The sequence below is a fragment of the Pseudoalteromonas sp. S2893 genome (assembly GCF_005887105.1).
In the GTDB taxonomy this organism is placed as follows: domain Bacteria; phylum Pseudomonadota; class Gammaproteobacteria; order Enterobacterales; family Alteromonadaceae; genus Pseudoalteromonas; species Pseudoalteromonas atlantica.
The window spans coordinates 108,389-130,529 of the sequence record NZ_PNCY01000014.1 but is presented as its reverse complement, the minus strand read 5'-3'; the positions used below and the strand labels follow the sequence as shown (position 1 = coordinate 130,529).

Below are 22,141 nucleotides of genomic sequence, written 5' to 3'. Positions count from 1 at the left end.
ATAAAGCATGATAAATTAGCTTAAATTTATAAATGGAGAGACCAGTTGGAATTTTTATACGAATACGGTTTGTTTTTTGCTAAAACGGTTACCTTTGTTATTGCTATTGCAATTATTTTAACCCTTATTGTGGGTTCAGCAGTAAAACCTAAAGCTAAAAAAGGAGCCATAGAAATAGACGATTTGTCTGAGCAACTAGATGACTTAAAACACAGCTTTTTAGAAAATACTTTAACTAAAAAAGAGTTAAAGGCGCATCATAAAGCGCAAAAAGTCGAGTCTAAAAAAGTGGCAAATGATGAGCCGAAGCCACGCCTATATGTTATTGATTTTATAGGTAGTATGGACGCTCATGAAGTTGAAAGCCTACGCGAAGAAGTGACCGCAATTATTGCCATTGCTAATCCTGAGAAAGATAAAGTATTAGTTCGCTTAGAAAGTGGGGGCGGCGTGGTGCATGGCTATGGCTTAGCTGCATCGCAATTACAGCGTTTTAAAACTGCAGGTATTAAGCTTTCGGTTTCTATTGATAAAGTAGCAGCGAGTGGCGGTTATATGATGGCCTGTGTGGCCGATGAAATATTAGCGGCTCCTTTTGCTATTGTTGGCTCTATTGGTGTTATTGCACAAATACCTAACTTTAATAAAATTTTAAAGAAAAACGATGTAGAGTTTGAGCAAATTACAGCAGGCGAATTTAAACGTACGTTAACCTTGTTCGGCGAAAATACAGATAAAGCCCGCGAAAAATTTCGTGATGAAATAGAGCAAACACATGGTTTGTTTAAAGAGTTTGTAAGCAGCCAACGGCCAACACTTAATATTGATAATGTGGCAACGGGTGAGCACTGGTTTGCAACACAAGCAATTGAAAAGGGCTTAGTTGATGTAATTAAAACCAGTGATGATGCGTTATTAGAGCAACAAGCTGAGCGTCAAATATACAAAGTAAAATACAAAATTAAGAAAGGATTAAGTGATAAGTTAGCAATTGGGCTTAGTAGCTCTGTAAATAAAGCAGGCGTTAATTTAATGTCGCGTTTTAAAGCAATGAACCCATAAAACGTTATTATAGGTAATAAAAAACCCTTGCTTAGCAAGGGTTTTTTTATGGGCTTAAATAATTATTCAGTAGATTTGTGGTAATCTTCTAAGTCTTTAGCTGCGTTCGGGTCGTTAAATATTGTTTCATCTAATTGACCTTCTGATTTAGCAACCACACAAGTTACCATACAGTCACCCGTTATATTAACGGCTGTGCGCGTCATATCGAGTAATCTGTCAACACCAATAATAATTGCAATCCCTTCTACAGGTAAACCTACCTGGTTAAGTACCATTGCAAGCATAATTAAACCCACACCAGGCACACCCGCGGTGCCTACCGAGGCAAGCGTTGCGGTTAGAATAACCATTAAGTAATCAGAAATCGTTAAATCAACAGCAAACACTTGTGCAATAAATACTGTTGCCACGCCTTGCATAATAGCTGTGCCATCCATGTTAATGGTAGCGCCTAGCGGAATAGTAAAAGAGGCAACCGAGTTATTAGCGCCGAGTTTTTTGGTCGCAGTTTCAAGTGTAATAGGCATAGTCGCGCTTGAGCTTGAAGTGCTAAAACCAAATAAACACGCATGTTTCATTTTAGCTAAAAAGGTAAGCGGGTTAAGGCCTGTTAATACTTTTAAAATAATACTGTAATTAATAAACGCGTGAATTAATAACGCCGCCACTACAACAAGGAAGTACTTAGCCAGGCTGAGTATTAATCCCATTTCGATAGTGGTGAAAAGTTTAGCCATTAAAAAGAACACACCGTAAGGCGCAATGTTCATTAGTAGCGTTACTAGTTTTAAAATAACCGTGTTTAAATCTTCAAATACTGCGGCTACACGTTTACCTGCTTTGCCACTTAGCGCCATTGATACACCAAATAAAAGCGCAAACACAATAACTTGCAGCATGTTCCCTTTAGCCATTGCTTCGAATGGGTTAGTAGGGAACATATCGATAATCACTCGCGCTAAGGTAGGGGCTTCTTTAGCATTAAAGCTTGCATCTGATGGCAGTGCAATGCCTTGACCTGGGTTAAATAATAACGCCAGTGAAATAGCTACGGTAATTGCTACGGCAGTTGTAACTAAATATAAGCCAATCGATTTACCACCTAAACGGCCTAATTTTTTAGGATCGCTCAAGCTACACGTACCACATACAAGCGATACAAATACCAGCGGCACAACCAACATTTTTAAGCTGGCAATAAAAATTTGTCCGCCAACATGGAAAAGGCCATCTACAAAAAAAGCTTTAATTGGCAAAGAGAATAACCCAAGAGGAATTAGATAATCGTCTTCACCAGCTAATATAGCCTGAAATAAAAAGCCTACTGCAATACCCAGTGCCATGCCAATCATGATACGGGTAGTTAAACTCATTGAACGTATTTTAGACATATTCCCTAATCTATTTTTTCAAATTTGCCATAGACTACCAGCAAGGAAATATTTACTACAGAAAAAAATAGCCTTTGCGGAATTATTTACATAAAAAAGTGACAAAAAACTGTGATATTAGACTAAGTTATAGGTTAATATTAGGTAAACAACTATTAGTAAATAATAACAACGCTAGGGAGAGGTCCATGCCTTTAACGCGACTACTCAGCATTACACTATTTAGCATTTTGCTTTGCGCTTGTGGTGGTGGTGGAACAATCGAAAAAGACGGCACCATCGGAGATGATGACGATTCTACTACAGAAACATCCACTTACACGGTAACTTTAAAAGGTTACTTACAATCTAGTGACACTGAGTCAAACACTGTCACAGCGGCTGCTCCTTTAGAGCTTAGAGCTACTTTAGAAGATGAAGATGGCGATGCAGTATCAGGTGAGCGTATTACTTTTACCCTTGCTGACTCAATCGGTGAACTAAACCCTACAGCAGGTACAGCGTTAACCCAATCAGATGGTATAGCGATACTGGAACTTACCGCGGGTGAAAATGCAGGAGCTGGTGAAGTAACAGCAACCTATACAGTAGATGGCGAAAGTTACACCGATACGTTTGCATTTGAGTCGGATGGCGCACAATCAACAGATCCACAATTGAGTGTAACGCTTGTTGATTCATCTGGGGCTACGACTCGAAGTGTTGATTATTTAAACCCTGTTACCGCGCAGGTTGAACTATTAATTGATAATGAACCCGCTGCTTACCAATTAATTGAGTTTGTACTTACTGGTTTAGGGAGTATAAATCCTACAAATGGTACAGCTTTAACAAACGAACAAGGCATTGCAACAATTAGCTTGCTTGCAGGGACTGAAGCTGGGGCTGGCTCTATTGTGGCCACCTACACCGATAATGAAAATACTGTTTATAGCTCTGAAGGTTATACATTTACAACTGAAGGGGATGCGCCCATTCAAGGTGAATCATTAGACTTTTCTATTGGTTTAAGCCTTACCTCTTCAACGACGTTATCAGAAATTAGCACAATCAGCGCTGCAGATAGCGCAGTTGTTAAAGCAACTATTCTTGACGGAGATGGCGTTGAAGTTGAAGGGGCAGTTGTAAACTTCTCATCAACTTTAGGTAACTTAATCCCAAGTATTGGTACTGCACTAACGAATGAGAGTGGAGTTGCTTCAATTAACTTAACTTCGGGTACTGTAGAAGGTGCAGGCGTTATAACAGCCCAGTACGAAGGTGTTGAGCAAACGCTGGGTTTTTATACAAAAGGTGATGCTGTAAATCCAGACCAAAGTACTGCAGATATTAGTTTTTCAATCCTAGAAAATTGTCCAGCAGACTTTAAATCTCAAAGAGATGCAAGCCAGTGTGATCTTGTAACTAGTATCTCAGGTGATTCAACGGCGATTCTTTATATCGAAGTGACTAACGAGAATTCGACAACTCCTCTTACGCAGACCCTAGTAACAGCGAGTACAACAATTGGCTCAATTACACCTTCAACTGGCACGGCTATTACCGATGCAAATGGTATCGCACTTTTAGATATAGTTCCTGGTCAAGATGTAGGCGCCGGTGAAATTACTGTGTCAGTGCTCGATAGCGATTTAACTAAGGCATTTCAAATTGCTGCTGTAGATGTTGAAATTGCTATTAGCAGCTCGGTTGCAGACGATGAACTATTAGCTGCAGGTGCAACAGCACTTATCTCAATTGAAATCTCAAAAGATGGTGAGCTATATACCACACCACTTACAGTTGAATTTTCATCTGGTTGTGTTGGCTCTGGCCAAGCACTTATAGACGAAACAGTAACCAGCATTGGCGGCTTTGCACGCTCTACATACCGTCCGCTTACTTGTGTGGGTGGGGATATAATTACGGCTACCGTGATCACCGGTGGCGATACGGTTTCTGCTAGTACCACTATAAATGTATCACCTGCCAATATTGGCTTTTTACAATTTGTAGAAGTGACTGAACCAGTAATTGCATTAAAAGGTACGGGTGGTGCTGACAGAACTGAAATCTCTGAAGTAACATTTAAACTTGTGGATTCAAATGGCAATGATTTAGCTTCAAGAACGGTTAACTTTGAGCTGTCAACGGCAGTCGGTGGTATAACGTTAGGCACAGCCAGTGCAATTACTAATGCCAGCGGTGAAGTGACTACTTCAGTTCAATCAGGCTCAATTGCTACGCCTGTGCGTGTTATCGCATCTAGCGAAGAAAACGTAGATGGCGACACGGTTATTGTAACCGCCCCTTCAGATATTCTTGTAATTAGTACAGGCATTGCTGATCAAAATAGCTTTTCGCTATCGCGTTCAATATTTAACCCTCATGCGTTAAATATTGATGGTAATACGGTATCGGTTAATGCTCGCCTAGCTGATCACTTCAACAACCCTGTGCCAGATGGAACAGCTGTTAGCTTTATAACAGAAGGGGGCGTAATAGAGCCAAGTTGTACAACAGCCAATGGTACGTGTAGCGTAACGTGGACCAGCAGTAACCCTCGCCCGTTTACTGACTCTATGTATGAAAATACCATTACGCAAAAGTGTGATGGTGGCTTACCATGCCCATTAGGAATTTTAAATAATGACTTAACGGTAGATTTACCGCTAGGTGGTCGCGCCACTGTACATGCCTATGCAATTGGTGAAGAAACGTTCTCTGATTTAAATGGCAACGGCTACTTTGACAGTGAAGACTTTTTTGATGATTTATTTGATATCCCAGAAGCCTTTATCGATAACAATGAAGATGGCACCTATGGCGGTAAAGACTGTAATGATGGTACCGACCCCTGTTCACGCGATAACTCAACCGGTGATGAGTTTGAAGAATTTGTCGATTTTGATGGCAATGGTACATGGACCACAGAAAACGGCCTCTACAATGGTTTATTGTGTCGTGAAGAAGACGAAGCCGCAGGTGTTTGTAGTCGTCAAATGGTTAATGTATTTCAAAACCAAGAAATCGTTATGTCGGGTGATACTGCATACTTTAGGCTAGTTACATACGCAGATGATTGTTCTGCTATCGCGGGTGCAACCGCTTCAGAGGTACGTGTAAACAGCGACCCTGCAAGTCCACTTGTTCGCCGTGTGCAAAACGACCCCACTAGCGCAATAATGTGTCAGGTTGACTCGATTGACTTAACACAAACTACTGGTGCATCAAGTTTAAACCTTACGGTATTTATAGCAGATATATATAACAACCCAATGCCTGCTGAAACAACCATTTCTATTGACACAGACAACGGTATTTTAACAGGTAGTGATAATTACACTTACCCTAATACAACAAGTATTGTGCCTGTTGGTTTATCGTTTGGTATTACGCGTGAAGACTTAGATGGAGGAAATGAGCAGTTTAGTGGTATTTTAACCGTTACTGCCGAAGCGCCTTCAGGGTTAGAAAGTACGCTTTCTGTTAGCGTAACCGACGATTTATAATCGGTAGAATGTAAAAAATGCCAACCTTAAGGTTGGCTTTTTTATTTGTGTTCTATATATTCCACAGCAATTATTTTTAAAAACACCGGTTTGTATAATTTAACAACAAAAATTGTTTGTTTATTCAGTAAATACTGAAAAGTTTGTATTAAAAGCTTGTAACAATAGGTGTTTGTAGATATACCTATAAATATTCGCGCCGTTTATGTCGGCAAAACACATTTAAATATTTGGTTAGAAATAGGCAACTATGGGCAAATCGCTAGTAATTGTAGAGTCACCTGCTAAGGCTAAAACAATTAATAAATACTTAGGTAAAGACTTCATCGTAAAGTCCAGTATTGGACATGTGCGTGATTTACCTACTTCAGGTTCGAACAAAGCTAAAGTACCGGCGACTAAAACGCCAGCTGAAGTTCGTAAAATGGAGCCTGAAGAAAAGGCAGCGTATAAACAGCAACGAGATTACACTAACTTAGTTGCACGTATGGGTATTGATCCTGAAAAAGGGTGGGAGCCACATTACGAAATTTTGCCAGGTAAAGAGAAAGTAGTTCAAGAGTTAAAAAAGCTGGCCGAAAATGCAGACCAAGTTTATCTCGCAACGGATTTGGATAGAGAAGGGGAAGCAATTGCTTGGCACCTTCAAGAAATTATTGGTGGTGAGCCTGAAAAATATAAACGCGTTGTATTTAACGAAATCACAAAAAATGCGATTCAACAAGCGTTTGAAACACCTGGTGAACTAAATACCGACATGGTATATGCACAACAAACACGCCGCTTCTTAGACCGTGTAGTTGGCTTTATGGTATCGCCATTATTATGGGCTAAAGTAGCGCGCGGGCTTTCTGCTGGACGTGTGCAATCGGTTGCGGTACGTTTATTAGTAGAGCGCGAACGTGAAATTAAAGCGTTTATTCCAGAAGAGTTTTGGGATATACACGCCGATGTTAAAAATACTGAGTCACAATTACGCTTAGAAGTCACCAAACAAGCAGACAAGCCATTTAAGCCGGTAAATGAGGCGCAGGCTACAGCCGCAGTTAAAAGCCTTGAGACAGCCGAATATAAAGTAATAAGTGTTGAAGAAAAACCAAGCAAAAGCCGCCCAAGTGCGCCTTTTATTACTTCAACCATGCAACAAGCCGCCAGTACACGTTTAGGCTATGGCGTTAAAAAAACAATGATGCTTGCACAGCGCCTCTACGAAGGCGGTTACATTACTTATATGCGTACCGATTCAACTAATCTGTCAAAAGATGCAGTTGAAATGTGTCGTGATTATGTAACCCAAGAGTTTGGCGCAAAGTACTTACCTAAAGACCCAATTAGCTACAGCTCTAAAGGCAATGCACAAGAAGCGCACGAAGCGATCCGTCCTTCAAGTGTAACTGTACTTTCTGGGCATGTTGAAGGTGTTGATGCCGATGCCAAAAAACTGTACGAATTAATTTGGCGTCAGTTTGTTGCCTGTCAAATGGTACCTGCAGAGTACGACTTAACAACGCTTACTGTGGCCGCTGATGAGTTTCAACTAAAAGCAAAAGGGCGAGTACTTCGCTTTGATGGTTGGACAAAAGTGCAACCTGCGGTACGTAAAAAGAATGAAGAAGATCAATCGCTGCCAGCAGTAAAAGAAGGCGAAGTACTTAGTTTAATTGAGCTTGACCCTAAGCAGCACTTTACTAAACCGCCAGCGCGCTTTAGTGAAGCAAGTTTAGTAAAAGAGCTTGAAAAACGTGGTATTGGTCGTCCATCTACGTACGCATCAATTATTTCAACAATTCAAGACCGTGGTTATGTACGGGTAGAAAACCGTCGTTTCTTCGCTGAAAAAATGGGCGAAATTGTTACCGACCGTTTGGTTGAAAACTTCACTGATTTAATGAACTTTGACTTTACAGCAAAAATGGAAGGTCGTTTAGATGATATCGCCGAAGGCGAGCGTGTATGGACCCAAGTGCTTGATAAGTTTTATGCTGATTTTTCTACGCAATTAAACATAGCCAAAGATGAGCCAGAGCAAGGCGGAATGCGCCTTAATCAAATGGTCGAAACCGACATTGACTGCCCTACATGTGGCAGAAAAATGGGTATTCGCACGGCATCAACGGGTGTTTTCTTAGGGTGTACAGGTTATAACTTACCGCCTAAAGAACGTTGTACAACCACTATGAACCTAGTGTCAGGGGATGAAGCGGTTGCGGCAGATGTTGAGGACATTGAAACTGAAACATTAATGCAAATGAAGCGCTGTCCAATCTGTGAAACAGCTATGGACTCTTACCTAATAGACGAAACCCGTAAATTACATGTTTGTGGTAATAACCCTGCATGTGAAGGGTATATCGTTGAGCAAGGTACCTTTAAAATTAAAGGATACGATGGGCCTATTATCGAATGTGATAAATGTGGTTCAGACATGGAGCTTAAATCGGGCCGTTTTGGTAAGTATTTTGGCTGTAACAACGAAGAGTGTAAAAATACGCGTAAGTTACTTAAAAACGGCGAAGCTGCACCACCAAAAGAAGATCCTGTGCACATACCTGAACTTGAATGTGAAAAGTCAGAAGCTTATTTTGTTTTACGTGACGGGGCTGCAGGTATTTTCTTGGCGGCTAACACTTTCCCTAAATCACGCGAGACGCGCGCGCCTAAAGTGGCTGAGCTAAAGCGTTTTAGAGAGCGTATTTCACCTAAGTTTTATTACTTAGCTGATGCGCCAGAAAAAGATCCTGATGGTAATTTAGCCGTAGTACGTTATAGCCGTAAAAATAAAGCGCAATACGTGATGACTGAAGTTGACGGAAAAGCCACAGGCTGGACCGCTCACTATGAAGCGGGTAAATGGGTAGAAGAAGCGAAGAAAAAAGCAGCGCCTAAAAAGAAAGCGGCTGCAAAAAAATCGCCAGCTAAACCTAAAGCAAAAAAAGAAGCTGAATAAACCTTAAAATTTATTTAGCCTAAGACAAATAAAAACCGGAATGCACAGCCTGTGTCATTCCGGTTTTTTTATGATTATATGCGTCGCAATGGCTTTATTAGCCGCATATTTTTTATTGTTTAGATTTGTACAGTAGATACTTTTTTGTAACCTTCAGACTCTAATTCATCATTAACGCATTGAAGAACATAGCCAAATAGATCGTCGTTACTTACATCATCATCTTTAGCCCAATTTACACACATATCTGTGTATTCTTTAATTGTTTGTGCAGAAGCTACTGGTGCATCGTCTGCGATTGCAACCGTTGCAGATACAGCAAAAAGTGGCGCAACTATTAATGCTAGCAATGCTTTATTCATTTGTTGATTCCTAAATAAATGGTTTTACGATTTAAATACATTTTAAAGCTGTATTTAAATAGTGCCCAATGCAGAACAACTCTGTTGGTGTAGTGATTTTTAATCGAAATTAAAATAAAAGATAACGAAAAATTTTTATCGTCAAGATGAGTAAATTACGCTTAAATAATTATATAAGTAATTGTGTTGTAATAAATTATAAGCTAAGGTCGCTTTTTTATAAAAAGATAAGTTAATGTCAGAACACCAAGCAAAACCAACCAGTACGCCTCGTAAAATACACAAAGTAGAGCAGGGCTTAGAGTCGTTTATATTTAAAGGGCGCTGGTTATTAGCCCCGTTTTTTGTAGGCCTACTATTTGCTGTAATATTGCTATTAATAAAGTTTTTTAAGCAACTTTATTTAATGGGTATTGCCACTTTTAGTGCAACAAACCAAGAGTTATTAGTGGGTATACTTACCCTCGTTGATACCGCTTTACTGGCTGGTTTATTACTTATTATTATTTTTAGTGGTTATGAGAACTTTGTTTCAAAGCTTAATATTGAGGGCCACGAAGATAGGCCGTCATGGATGGGGAAAGTAGGTTTCTCTGGCTTAAAAATGAAGCTTATTAGCGCAATTGTTGCCATATCTGCAGTTGAGCTTTTAAAGGTATTTATTAATTCTAATATTCATTCAAGTGATGAGCTATTTTGGAAAGTGATTATCCATGTCACCTTTGTAAGCTCTGGCGTGTTATTTGCGCTCACTGATTATTTAAATAGTAAAACACAATCACATTAGAAAGGTTAAGTTAGTGGTTTGGGGGTCGGTATTTCGTCTTAATACCGGCTATAGCAGCCCCACGATTTGAGCGCACAAAAAAGCCCGATACAATCGGGCTTTTGAGTATTATTAGTCAGGGCATTCTTATTTTACAAAAGCAAAGTAACAGTCAAAACCATTCATGTTTAGCTTATTACCATCTAAAGTAGCATTACAATGAGATAGTGAGTCATGCGCCTCAGTCACTGTTTTAGTCAACTCAAATGTTTGATTGGTATCAGCTAAGTTAAACACACATAACATAGTTTGCTCGTTTAGCGTTCTGTAAAAAGCGAGGATAGGCTCAGCAGTATCAATAAACTTAATATCGCCTGCTAATAACACAGTATGCTGTTTACGCCATGCCATAAACTCACGATAAGCATTAAGTATAGAGTTTGCATCTTTATCTTGTACAGACACAGCCTGCTGCGTATGCGCGCTATCAACCGGTAACCAGGGTTTAGCAGCACTAAATCCTGCATTTTGTGTGTTGGTCCCTTCCCATGGCATTGGCGTTCTACAGCCGTCGCGACCTTTAAAGTTTGGCCAAAAGGTAATGCCATATGGGTCTTGTAGGTCTTCAAATGCTACAGAGGCTTCACCTAGCCCCAGCTCTTCACCTTGGTACATACATACGCTACCACGCAAAGAAGCTAATAAAGCTGTAAGCATTTTGCATTGTTCTGGGTTTATTTCACCATTTTGGCTCCAGCGGCTCGCAACACGCTCTACATCATGGTTGCTAAACGCCCAGCACGGCCAACCTTCAGTCATGCGTTGCTCTAGAGTCTGTACGGTTTCTCTTATGTATTCACTTGAATAATCATCCGTGAGTAGCTCAAAACTGTAACCCATATGCAGCTTATCACCGCCTTGGGTATATTCTGCCATTGTTGCCAATGAATCTTCCGATGAAATTTCACCAAGTGATACAGTACCCGGGTATTTATTAAGTAGTGCACGTATGTCTTGCATAAACTCAATGTTTTCTGGTTGGGTGTTATTATAATAATGGTACTGAAACGCGTATGGGTTATCTTCACTAAAGCCACGGCCTTGGCGTTTATCTTTAGGCTTTGCAGGATTGTCACGTAATTGTGCATCGTGGTAGCAAAAGTTAATAGCGTCTAATCTAAAACCATCTACACCTTTTTTAAGCCAAAACTCTACATTTTCTAAAACAGCTTTTCTTACATCTGGGTTATGAAAGTTTAAATCAGGCTGTTCGGTTAAAAAGTTATGTAAATAGTATTGACCGCGACGAGGCTCCCATTGCCAAGCACCGCCACCAAAAATAGATAACCAGTTATTAGGCGCTGTGCCATCTTCTTTAGCATCTGCCCATACGTACCAGTCAGCTTTATCATTGTTTTGGTTTTCGCGGCTATCTAAAAACCATTGATGTTGGTCTGATGTATGGCTTAACACTTGGTCAATAATAATTTTAATGTCGCGTTTATGTGCTTGATCTATTAACTCATCAAAGTCGTTTAGGTCACCAAATATGGGGTCTATATCGCGATAGTCACTTATGTCGTAGCCAAAATCTTTCATTGGAGATTTGAAAAAAGGAGAAATCCAAATAGCGTCAACGCCTAAGCTTTTAATGTAATCAATGCGATTAATTATCCCTTTAAGATCACCAATACCATCGTTATTGCTGTCTTGAAAGCTTCGCGGGTAAACCTGATAAATAACCGCACCTTTATACCACTGCTGTTGGGCCATGCTTTTCTCCGTCGTTCCACACAGTATTTATATTGTTATTAGTTTGATTGAAACAATCACTAAATTTTCAAAAAGCATACGTGAAGGGTGCTGCTCTGTAAAAAGTCTGCATACGTATGCAGCTAATTTACTTACATAAAAGCGGTTTTAGCTAAGCAGAAAGTTACCCATAAAAACCACCGCAGCACTTTTACCAATCATGTTTATTTTTGTGTAACTAAAACAGCTGACTATTTTGGTGCTTATTTTTAAAGGGCTGCACAGCTTTGGTGATTTCATTCTTTGGTCAGACCAATTTAATCTGATAATCTTTACAAAAGATATGCGTGTAAATTTATAAAAAACCTTTAATTAACGCTATTTACAAACGATGACACAGGGATTTCAGTTAAATAATTGATGTATTTTTATGATGATAATAAATCACTAAGTTGCACCAATATAAAACTATTTAAAACAGTAGGTTAAAGTTTTATTTGTGAACTCATTGTTAACTTTTAGCCTTTTGCATAGTACTGAATACGTATGCATAAAGTTGTTAATAAAATAATTCGAGCGTTAATATTGATGCTGACAACAAAATTAGCTCGCCTGTTTGACTATCACTCAAATAAAGAAGCGAGTATCACAATATGGGTAACGGGAAAAACATCATGTCTATGTTCAAACCAAGTATATTAACGTTGGCAATGGCTACTGCAGGATTAGCAAGCTTTGCCTCTGTAGCAGCACAAGAAGATACAGTTAAAAATGATGACGTTGAGGTTATCGAAGTAAAAGGCTTTCGTGGCAGTGTTGTAGAATCAATCAACACAAAGCGTTTTTCTACTCAAGTCGTTGAGTCAATTTCAGCTGAAGATATAGGTAAACTTCCTGATTCATCTATTGCTGAGTCTATTGCACGCTTACCAGGTTTAACGGCGCAGCGCCTAGATGGTCGCGCAAGTAGAGTATCAATTCGTGGTTTTGGTGAAAACGAAAGTGGCACTACATTTAATGGCCGCGAGCAAGTATCTATTGGCGATAACCGCGGCGTAGAGTTTGACCTTTACCCATCAGAAATTATGAGCGGCGTTACCGTATATAAAACACCTAATGCAAGTATTGAAGCAGAAGGTATTGCCGGTGTTATTAACATGCAAACCGTACGTCCTTTAAGTAAAGGCGAGCGTGTATTTCAAGTTAACGGCCAATACGAGCAAACTAGCTTTGATAAACTAAACCCAGACGGTAACGACGATGGTTACCGCGGTACTATTTCATACATTGATCAATTTGCAGATGACACCATAGGTGTTGCGTTTGCACTAAATACCATGAGCTCTCCAAATCAAGAAAAACGTTGGAACTCTTGGGGTTACCCTGAATTTACTGCTGATGATGGTCAAACGTACTCTATATTAGGGGGTGCAAAACCATTTGTACGTTCATCAACCCTTGAACGTGACTCAGCGATGCTCGTACTAGAGGCCGCTCCTACAGACAAATTAAACATGACGTTTGATGCGCTATATGTTGATTTTACAGATGAAAAAATCTTACGTGGTATCGAAATCCCATTCGCATGGGGTCAAGGTTCGATTGACCCGGCAAGCGTAGCTGTAGATGACGCAAGTGGTTTTATTACCAGTGCGGTAACAAATGGCCAACGTGTGGTTGTTCGTAACGACTACGAAGAGCGTGAAGCAGAACTAACCGCGTTTGGCTTTAACACTAAATACGATATTGATGACTCGTGGTCAGTAGAGTTTGACGCAAGTTACTCTCAAGTAGACCGTAAAATTTGGAGCCTTGAGAGCTACTCTGGCACAGGCCGAGGCGATGCTCGCGGTGTTGCAGATAACCTAGGTTACACATTTAACGGTGGTAATACAGGTGCTACGTTTACTCACGATTTAGATTACAGCGATTACAGCTTAATACAATTAGGTGGTCCTTTATCATGGGGTGCAAGCTCTGCTTTAAATGATAAATATGGCTTAACCGGCACCGAGTATGAAAACCAAGCGCAAGATGGTTTCATTAATGCACCTACAATTGAAGATGAGTTATCTACGTTAAAACTAGCGGCATCTAAAGTATTAGAAAACGAATACTTCAGCTCAATTGAATTTGGTATGTCTTATAAAGAGCGCGAAAAAACCAAAGATTCGCAGGGCTTCTTTATGACGTTATCTGGGTTTTCACTTGATAACCCGGGTTTAGTTACCGTGCCAGAGCAGTATCGAATGGGCAGCGTTGATTTAGACTTTATTGGCATGGGCGATATGATTGCCTACGATGTAAATGGTCTTGTTAATGACGGCTACTACGACTTACTAGATGAAAGCTTAACAAATACGAGCCATTTAACTAAATCGTGGACCGTAAAAGAGGAAATTACCTCTGCATTTGCACAAGCTAATATTAATGCCGAAGTAAGCGGCTTAGCGTTAACGGGTAATATCGGTGTACGTTACGTTCACACTGATCAGTCATCGCAAGGTAATGCATTTAGTACTGTAGATGGCATTGTTGTGGCATCACCTACCAATATTAGCCACGATTATTCACACGTTTTACCAAGTTTGAACTTATCACTTGCGATTGATGAGCAGCAAACAGTGCGTTTTGGTGCAGCTAAAACAATCTCACGCGCCCGTTTGGATGAAATGAACTCATCTATTGATGCATCATACAACACAACGCCTGATGAAAATGGTAACTTTTGGTCTGTATCGGGTGGTAACCCTAATTTAGAACCTAAAGAAGCAACTGGTTACGATTTAACGTACGAAAACTACTTTAGCGATGAAGGTTACTTCTCTGCTGCGTTTTTCTATAAAGACTTAACCCAGTGGATTTTTGACGGCACATACGAAATTGATATGTCGGGCGTTGCTGACCCTTCAACAGGTGAAATCCCAGCTACTTCTGAAGGTACTGGTAGTGGTAAAGTAAATGGCGGTGGCGGCGACCTATACGGTTACGAGCTATCTCTTGCATTGCCATTTAAAATTTTCCACCCGTCACTTGAAGGTTTTGGTTTAATTGCAAGCCATACCGGTATTGAATCAGACATTGAAGATCAAAACGGTAATGAGTACGAGTTACCGGGTCTGTCTGACAAAATTCAGAGCTTAACGGTTTACTACGAAATGAATGGTATTCAACTGCGTACCAGCATGCGTAAACGTAGTGCCTTTAAAGGTGATGTATACGGGCTAGGTTTTGATACCGAGCAAGTGGATATCCTAGGCGAAACAATTTGGGACATTCAAGCGGGTTACGACTTTAGTGAGGCCGGTGTTGAAAGCCTTGAAGGGTTATCAATTCAGTTCCAAGTTCAAAACTTAACAGAAGAGCCGTTTACATCGCTTTCTGGCGATAACGCGCTACAAGTTCGTGACTACCAAGATTACGGTCGTACTTACTTGTTAGGCTTTAGCTACAAGCTATAATAAAGGTTGTGTGTAGGAGCCCTTGTAATTTGTTTTACAAGGGCTTTTTTATAGCTACTTTATCTAAATTTTATCAAACTTAACAAAGCTTTAAACTGTAAACGTGGACAATAATATGAAACCAATAAAACACGTCGTAATCGCAGGCGGGGGCACGGCAGGGTGGATAACAGCCGCCTTGCTTAATAAAGTGTTAGGTAAAGTAATTAAAATAACCCTTATTGAGTCAAGTACTATTGGCACTATAGGCGTGGGTGAAGCAACAATTCCGCCTATTATTCAACTTAACAATGCACTGGGTATAAACGAGCAAGATTTTATAAACGCTACAAATGCATCTATAAAATTAGGAATTGAGTTCGAAAATTGGAAAACCCCCTCTCATAGCTACATGCATGCTTTTGGCTCATTTGGAAAAGACTTCCCCTTTTGCGATTTTTACAATTTTTGGATAAAAGGACATATTAGCGGTGCAGAAGAAAGCTTATGGGATTTTTCTCTTAACTACCAAGCGGCTAAACAGCATAAATTTGCACCATTAAATACCATACCTAACACGCAATTACCTGGCTTAAGCTATGCGTATCACTTTGACGCAACGTTATATGCTGAGTTTTTAAAAAACCTCGCAACATCACGCGGTGTTGAGCATATTGATGCCAAAATAGAGCAGGTTGAACAATGCCCTCTATCAGGGGATATAAAATCATTAACCCTTGGTAACACACAGCAGATAAATGGCGACCTTTTTATAGACGCTACAGGCCAGCGCGCCTTACTCATAGAGCAAACCCTTAACACAGGTTTTGTCGATTGGTCTCATTATTTACCGTGTGATAGCGCCGTGGCGGTGCAGTCTCAAGGTACTAGCGAGCTAAAACCTTATACGCGTTCAATTGCACACAGCGCAGGCTGGCAGTGGCAAATACCGCTGCAAAGCCGAATAGGAAATGGCTTGGTGTACTGTAGTCGTTATTTATCTGACGATGCGGCAACGCAGTTATTAATAGATAATTTACCTGCTGAGCCAATGACTGAGCCGCGGGTGATAAAATTTAAAACAGGACGACGTTTAAAACAATGGCATAAAAATGTGGTTTCGGTTGGCCTTGCCAGTGGCTTTTTAGAGCCGCTAGAGTCTACCAGTATTCATTTAATACAAAGTGCCGTAACCCGTTTAATAAAGCTGTTTCCACACAATGGCATAAGCGATGCCTTAGTTACTGAATTTAATAAGCAAAGCGTGATAGAAATAGAGCACATTCGTGATTTTATAATATTGCATTACACACTAACAGCGCGAGAAGACTCTCCATTTTGGCGACAATGTAAGCAAATGGACATTCCTGACTCATTGGCCCATAAGCTCAAATTATTTAAGCAAACCGGTAAAGTAGTGCGCGAAAACGACGAATTATTTGCCGAAGTTGCCTGGCAACAGGTGTTTATTGGCCAAGGGCTTATCCCCGAAGATTACAACAGCATTGTTGACTCACTCAGTAGTGAACAACTAAACGATTTATTCTCAACACTAAAAACGCTTATTACCTCAACGGTAGATCAATTACCCACTCATAAAAATTTTTTAGCAAAAATTAAAAAGGCCTGATGATGCAACTTTTAAAAAAACTTTTACTTGTAAGTGCCTGTACTTTACCAACCATTAGCTACGCACTTGACGTTGAGCCAGCTAATTGGTGGGTTGGCATGAACAAAAACACGATTACCATCATGGTTCATGAGCAAAACATTGCAAACGAGCAAATTAAATTAGCTAAATACAACGGCGTTAAGTTAAATAAAGTAACCCGTACCGACAATCCAAATTATGTATTTTTAAATATTACCATTACCGACGCCGCTAAAGCCGGAACGCTTGAATTTAATAGCAGCGAAACAAGCAATAACTTTGAGTTTCCACTTCTTGAGCGAGATAAAAACAGCGCTCAGCGTCAAGGGTTTACATCAGCTGATACGCTTTATTTAATTAACCCAGATCGCTTTGCTAATGGTGATAAACAAAACGATACCGTCCCAAGCATGTTAGAAGCGGCAAACCCAAGTATAAAAGGTGGGCGCCACGGTGGTGATATTCAAGGCATTATAAACGCGCTTCCCTATTTAAACGACTTAGGCGTAACACAGCTTTGGCTAACGCCTGTGCTTGAAAACAACATGCCTAATTATTCTTATCATGGTTATGCAATTACAGACTTTTATAAGGTTGACCCACGCATGGGCTCAAACCAGTTATATAAAACGTTATCAGTAAAAGCAAAAGAGCAGGGTATAGGGCTAGTAATGGATATGGTCCTTAACCATTTTGGCTCTGAGCATACTTGGGTTAACGATAAGCCAACTAAAGATTGGATTAACTTTAATGGTGAGTTTAATAAAGGCAAAAATGCCACTAGCCATGCGCGCCAAACCATACAAGACCCACACGCTAGTGAATACGACAAGCGCCAGTTTAACGATGGCTGGTTTGTAGAAACCATGCCTGATTTAAATCAGCGCCAACCACTGTTAAGTGAATACTTAATTCAAAATGCGATTTGGTGGATAGAATACGCCGATTTAAGCGGCATACGTGTTGATACCTACTCGTATTCAGATAAAGCATTTTTGAGTGATTGGACAAAAGCCATAATGCAAGAGTACCCAGATTTTAATATTGTTGGAGAAGAGTGGACGTCTAACCCTGCTATTGCCTCTTACTGGCAACGTGGCAAGCATAACCAAGATGGCTATATATCAAGCTTACCAAGCGTGATGGACTTTTCGTTGCAAGAGTCGGTAATTCAAGCGCTAAATGAAGATGAAAGCTGGAACACGGGTTGGGTTAAAGTATATGAATCGTTAGCTAATGACTTTTTATACCCTGATACAAATAACATTATGGTATTTGCCGATAACCACGATATGAGCCGTGTTTACACTGAGCTTGGCCAAGATGTAGCCAAAACAAAAATGGCGATGACCTTGTTTTTAACCACACGTGGCATAGCGCAAATGTATTACGGTACGGAAGTACTATTAGATAACACCCCAAGTAAAGACCATGGTGATATTAGAATCGATTTCCCCGGCGGGTTTGAAGGGCAAACACGTAATGCCTTTACCAAAGAGGGCTTAACAAAACAGCAAAAAGAGATGCATAACACCATCAGTACGTTGCTTAACTTTAGAAAAAACAGCTCAGCACTAGATAAAGGAAAGCTTGTACACTTTACGCCTCAACAAGGGGTTTATAGTTATGCGCGTATTAGCGATGAGCAAACTGTGTTGGTATTTATGAATAAAAACACACAAGCGCTACAAAAAAATATTGAGTATATGCAAGAGGTAATGCCTAACAGCACAACAGCATTTAATTTATTTACTCAAAAAACACAAAAGCTTGGCAAAACCATTGAATTACCAGCGATGAGCGCAACGGTACTCGTTATAAATACGCCACAATAGTGACCTGAATACGTATGCAGCAACTGTATGGTTGCTGCAGTAATCTTTAGTATAAAGTTAATAACAATACTGACAAAAAAGACACACAATGAAAAAATCAGTTTATGTACCCGCAGTACTGTGTAGTGCACTTATTGCTACAGGGTGTTCAGAAAATAACAAACCTGAACAACAGCAAGCAGTTGCCCACACGCAAAATGAGCTTACCAAGCCGGTTGTATATCAAGTATTTACCCGTTTGTTTGGTAATACCGAAACAGCCAATGTGCCATGGGGCACTAAAGAGCAAAACGGTGTAGGTAAATTTGCCGACTTTAACGATGCAGCCCTCAAAGGCATTAAAGAGCTAGGTACCACGCACGTTTGGTATACCGGTGTATTACACCACGCGTTAGTGGGCGATTATACCGACTACGGTATTTCACAAGATGACCCCGATGTAGTAAAAGGTCGCGCAGGGTCACCGTACGCAATTAAAGATTACTACGATGTTAACCCCGATTTAGCCGTTAATGTAACAAACCGCATGGGGGAGTTTAGCCAGCTTATTGAGCGTACACATAACCACGGTATGAAAGTCATTATTGATATAGTGCCTAACCATGTTGCCCGAAATTATCAATCACTTGGAAAGCCTAAAGGCGTAGAGGATTTCGGCGCGCAAGACGACACCAGTAAAACGTACGATAAAAATAACAACTTTTATTATGTGCCTGGGCAGTCATTTCAAGTGCCTACCTCTACAACTTATACCGTGTTAGGTGGAAAGGCTCACCCACTTGCGGATGGCTTTTTTGATGAAACACCCGCTAAATGGACAGGTAACGGTGCCCGTGCACCAAAACCCGATATTAACGATTGGTACGAAACAGTAAAAGTAAATTATGGCGTAAAGCCAGATGGGAGCTATGATTTTGCTCAGCTGCCAAACGACTATAAAGACAAAGATTACCGTGCTCATTATGCATATTGGCAAGATAAAGAGCTACCAGATAGCTGGTACAAATTTAGAGACATTGCGCTTTTTTGGCTAGACAAAGGCGTTGATGGCTTTAGATACGACATGGCCGAAATGGTACCGGTTGAATTTTGGAGCTTTTTAAATTCGTCAATAAAAATGCAAAAAAGCGATGCGTTTTTATTGGCCGAAGTATATAACCCGTTAATGTACCGCGCGTATATTCAGCAAGGTAAAATGGATTACCTTTACGATAAAGTCGGCTTTTACGATACCTTAAAAGCGATAATGCAACTTAAACAACCTGCCAATAGTATTTTTGATTCGCATCAAAGTGTGCTCGATATAGAGCAACATATGCTGCATTTTTTAGAAAATCACGACGAGCAACGAATCGCAAGCCCAGACTTTGCAGGTAATGCCCAGTGGGGTAAACCTGCTTTAGTTGTTTCTAATTTAATTAGCCGCTCGCCAACACTTTTATATTTTGCTCAAGATGTGGGAGAAGATGGCTCTGAAAACGCGGGGTTTGGAGCGCCGACACGTACCAGTATTTTTGACTACATTGGCGTTCCAGCGCACCAAGCATGGATGAATAACGGAAAATTTGATGGCGCTAACTTAACCGCAGAGCAAGTAGCACTTCGTGATTACTACAAAGCGGTTATGTCACTGAATAGTTTACCTGCTGTAGTAGGCGGAGAAATGTCGGCACTTAACCTTGTAGGAAGTGAACGTGTAGTTGGTTTTACCCGCTCTTTAGGCCAGCAAAGTGTGTATGTGTTAAGTAACTTTAGTGAGCAGCCACAAACAGTTACGGTTAATTTATCAAAGGCGCAATTAGGTGCAATGAGTGAAAATACGCTATTAAATGATTTACTTGAAAATCACACCACCGAGCTTAAAGCTCACCCGCAAGGCGCTACATTTAACCTCACACTTGATGCATTTAGCAGCGCAGTATTAACAAATAAGGCTAATAATGAATAATCAAAATAATAATACCGATAAGCCAAATTTAAGTTTTTGGCAAATATGGAACATGTGCTTTGGCTTTTTAGGCATACAATTTGGTTTTGCCCTGCAAAACGGCAATGTGAGCCGAATATTTCAAACATTAGGCGCACAAGTTGATGATATTCCCATTTTATGGGTCGCAGCACCGCTTACCGGTTTAATTGTACAGCCAATTATTGGTTACTGGAGTGATAAAACCTGGGGGCGTTTTGGGCGTCGTCGTCCGTTCTTTTTTATAGGCGCAGTGTTAACAACGCTTTCACTATTTATTATGCCGCATTCACCAACGCTTTGGATTGCCGCAGGTATGTTATGGATTATGGATGCGTCAATCAACGTAACCATGGAACCGTTTAGAGCACTTGTTGGTGATAACTTGCCAGAAAAGCAACGCGCGACAGGCTACGGTTTACAAAGTTTTTTTATTGGTATTGGGGCTGTGTTAGCCTCGGCGCTACCATGGATGATGACCAACTGGTTTGATGTAAGTAATACCGCAGCCCCAGGGCAAATTCCTGAATCTGTTAAATACTCATTTTATTGGGGCGGGGTGGTGTTACTTGTTGCGGTGCTTTGGACCGTAGCACGTACTAAAGAATACAGCCCTGAGCAATTAGCGGCTTTTGAAAAGCAAAGCGCACAACCTACAACAAGCAAAGTGGTTGATATTAACTTTAATAAAGGTGCCATTATTTTTGTGGTACTGGGTTTAGCAACTCTTGCATTAGTCATGGGCTTATCCCTTGAAAAAGAATTATACCTACTTGCTGGTGGTTTATTAGCGTTTGGTATTGTGCAGTGGATTGCAGCGGCACTTAAAAGTGCGAATAAAACCCAAGGTGGTTTTTACCAAGTAGTACAAGATGTATTTACTATGCCAGAGGCCATGAAGCAGCTTGCCTGGGTGCAGTTTTTTAGCTGGTTTACTTTATTTGCTATGTGGATTTATACCACCGCTGCAGTAACAAGCTTTCATTATGGTAGTAGCGATGCAACTTCTAAAGCATTTAACGATGGTGCAGATTGGGTGGGTATTTTATTTGCCGCCTACAATGGATTTGCCGCAATTGCCGCTATGTGTATTCCGTTTTTAGTTAAAAAAATGGGATTAAAAGGCGCGCATTGCTTTAATTTATTGCTTGGCGCGTTAGGTCTTGCAAGCTTTATGTTTATACAAGACCCTAAAATGCTACTTATACCTATGATAGGCGTAGGGTTTGCGTGGGCGTCTATTTTATCACTCCCGTATGCCATGTTAAGTAATGCACTACCGAGTAACAAAATGGGCGTTTATATGGGGATTTTTAACTTTTTTATAGTTATACCTCAGTTACTTGCCGCCAGTGTTTTAGGGCTTATCTTACGCCACGTATTTTCTAATCAGCCTATTTACGCATTATTAATTGGTGCAGCTTCGTTTGTTGTTGCTGCTGTTGCAGTAATGCGCGTTAAAAATTCTCATTAAG

General features: G+C 40.4%; 12 protein-coding genes. 9 read left to right on the top strand and 3 right to left on the bottom strand.

Annotation, left to right across the window (positions count from 1 at the left end; all coding sequences use genetic code 11):
- The first annotated feature begins 45 nt into the window (after window positions 1-45).
- Complete coding sequence (gene sohB, locus CWC04_RS08610) at window positions 46-1,062, top strand: protease SohB (protein ID WP_138685154.1); 1,017 nt, start codon at window positions 46-48, stop codon at window positions 1,060-1,062.
- 62 nt (window positions 1,063-1,124) lie between these two features.
- On the opposite strand, the gene CWC04_RS08605 is transcribed toward sohB, so the two are convergent.
- Window positions 1,125-2,456 carry a dicarboxylate/amino acid:cation symporter gene (locus CWC04_RS08605; RefSeq protein ID WP_004587790.1) on the bottom strand — a complete coding sequence of 444 codons (1,332 nt, stop codon included), beginning with the start codon at window positions 2,454-2,456 and terminating at the stop codon, window positions 1,125-1,127.
- A 188-nt stretch (window positions 2,457-2,644) separates the two neighbouring features.
- Here CWC04_RS08605 and CWC04_RS08600 point away from each other — a divergent pair, with 188 nt between their 5' ends.
- Together CWC04_RS08600 and topA are read left to right on the top strand one after the other, a co-directional pair.
- Complete coding sequence (locus tag CWC04_RS08600) at window positions 2,645-5,947, top strand: Ig-like domain-containing protein (protein ID WP_138685153.1); 3,303 nt, start codon at window positions 2,645-2,647, stop codon at window positions 5,945-5,947.
- 250 nt (window positions 5,948-6,197) lie between these two features.
- On the top strand, window positions 6,198-8,894 hold the full coding sequence (gene topA, locus CWC04_RS08595) for a type I DNA topoisomerase (protein WP_055253275.1): 2,697 nt from the start codon (window positions 6,198-6,200) through the stop codon (window positions 8,892-8,894).
- A 119-nt stretch (window positions 8,895-9,013) separates the two neighbouring features.
- Here the strand turns inward: topA and CWC04_RS08590 are convergent, their stop codons facing one another.
- On the bottom strand, window positions 9,014-9,256 hold the full coding sequence (locus CWC04_RS08590) for a hypothetical protein (protein WP_004587793.1): 243 nt from the start codon (window positions 9,254-9,256) through the stop codon (window positions 9,014-9,016).
- A 235-nt stretch (window positions 9,257-9,491) separates the two neighbouring features.
- Between CWC04_RS08590 and CWC04_RS08585 the strand changes: the two genes are divergently transcribed.
- Window positions 9,492-10,043 (top strand): TIGR00645 family protein, encoded by a 552-nt coding sequence (locus tag CWC04_RS08585; protein WP_096739694.1) that lies wholly within the window; start codon window positions 9,492-9,494, stop codon window positions 10,041-10,043.
- 126 nt (window positions 10,044-10,169) lie between these two features.
- Here the strand turns inward: CWC04_RS08585 and CWC04_RS08580 are convergent, their stop codons facing one another.
- Window positions 10,170-11,795: an alpha-glucosidase family protein gene (locus tag CWC04_RS08580; RefSeq protein WP_138685152.1), complete on the bottom strand. Its 1,626-nt coding sequence runs from the start codon at window positions 11,793-11,795 to the stop codon at window positions 10,170-10,172.
- Window positions 11,796-12,448: 653 nt separating this feature from the next.
- Between CWC04_RS08580 and CWC04_RS08575 the strand changes: the two genes are divergently transcribed.
- The 5 genes from CWC04_RS08575 (at window position 12,449) to CWC04_RS08555 (ending at window position 22,140) form a co-directional block, all read left to right on the top strand.
- Window positions 12,449-15,235 (top strand): TonB-dependent receptor, encoded by a 2,787-nt coding sequence (locus tag CWC04_RS08575; RefSeq protein WP_121638204.1) that lies wholly within the window; start codon window positions 12,449-12,451, stop codon window positions 15,233-15,235.
- Window positions 15,236-15,350: 115 nt separating this feature from the next.
- Window positions 15,351-16,844, top strand: a complete 1,494-nt coding sequence (locus CWC04_RS08570) for a tryptophan halogenase family protein (RefSeq protein ID WP_138685151.1) — start codon at window positions 15,351-15,353, stop codon at window positions 16,842-16,844.
- On the top strand, window positions 16,844-18,700 hold the full coding sequence (locus CWC04_RS08565) for a glycoside hydrolase family 13 protein (RefSeq protein WP_138685150.1): 1,857 nt from the start codon (window positions 16,844-16,846) through the stop codon (window positions 18,698-18,700). Before CWC04_RS08570 ends, CWC04_RS08565 begins: the two co-directional genes overlap by 1 nt.
- 88 nt (window positions 18,701-18,788) lie before the next feature.
- The gene (locus CWC04_RS08560; protein WP_138685149.1) at window positions 18,789-20,648 is read left to right on the top strand and encodes an alpha-amylase family glycosyl hydrolase; all 1,860 of its coding nucleotides are present in this window, start codon (window positions 18,789-18,791) and stop codon (window positions 20,646-20,648) included.
- Window positions 20,641-22,140 carry an MFS transporter gene (locus CWC04_RS08555; RefSeq protein WP_138685148.1) on the top strand — a complete coding sequence of 500 codons (1,500 nt, stop codon included), beginning with the start codon at window positions 20,641-20,643 and terminating at the stop codon, window positions 22,138-22,140. Before CWC04_RS08560 ends, CWC04_RS08555 begins: the two co-directional genes overlap by 8 nt.
- Window position 22,141: the final 1 nt, after the last annotated feature.

Excerpts from the sequence above, each read along its gene's own strand:
- CWC04_RS08560 (WP_138685149.1), top strand. The coding sequence starts at position 18,789 with ATGAAAAAATCAGTTTATGTACCCGCAGTACTGTGTAGTGCACTTATT.
- CWC04_RS08580 (WP_138685152.1), bottom strand. The coding sequence starts at position 11,795 with ATGGCCCAACAGCAGTGGTATAAAGGTGCGGTTATTTATCAGGTTTAC.
- CWC04_RS08585 (WP_096739694.1), top strand. The coding sequence starts at position 9,492 with ATGTCAGAACACCAAGCAAAACCAACCAGTACGCCTCGTAAAATACAC.
- CWC04_RS08575 (WP_121638204.1), top strand. The coding sequence starts at position 12,449 with ATGTCTATGTTCAAACCAAGTATATTAACGTTGGCAATGGCTACTGCA.
- CWC04_RS08605 (WP_004587790.1), bottom strand. The coding sequence starts at position 2,456 with ATGTCTAAAATACGTTCAATGAGTTTAACTACCCGTATCATGATTGGC.
- CWC04_RS08600 (WP_138685153.1), top strand. The coding sequence starts at position 2,645 with ATGCCTTTAACGCGACTACTCAGCATTACACTATTTAGCATTTTGCTT.
- topA (WP_055253275.1), top strand. The coding sequence starts at position 6,198 with ATGGGCAAATCGCTAGTAATTGTAGAGTCACCTGCTAAGGCTAAAACA.
- CWC04_RS08590 (WP_004587793.1), bottom strand. The coding sequence starts at position 9,256 with ATGAATAAAGCATTGCTAGCATTAATAGTTGCGCCACTTTTTGCTGTA.
- CWC04_RS08565 (WP_138685150.1), top strand. The coding sequence starts at position 16,844 with ATGATGCAACTTTTAAAAAAACTTTTACTTGTAAGTGCCTGTACTTTA.
- CWC04_RS08555 (WP_138685148.1), top strand. The coding sequence starts at position 20,641 with ATGAATAATCAAAATAATAATACCGATAAGCCAAATTTAAGTTTTTGG.
- CWC04_RS08570 (WP_138685151.1), top strand. The coding sequence starts at position 15,351 with ATGAAACCAATAAAACACGTCGTAATCGCAGGCGGGGGCACGGCAGGG.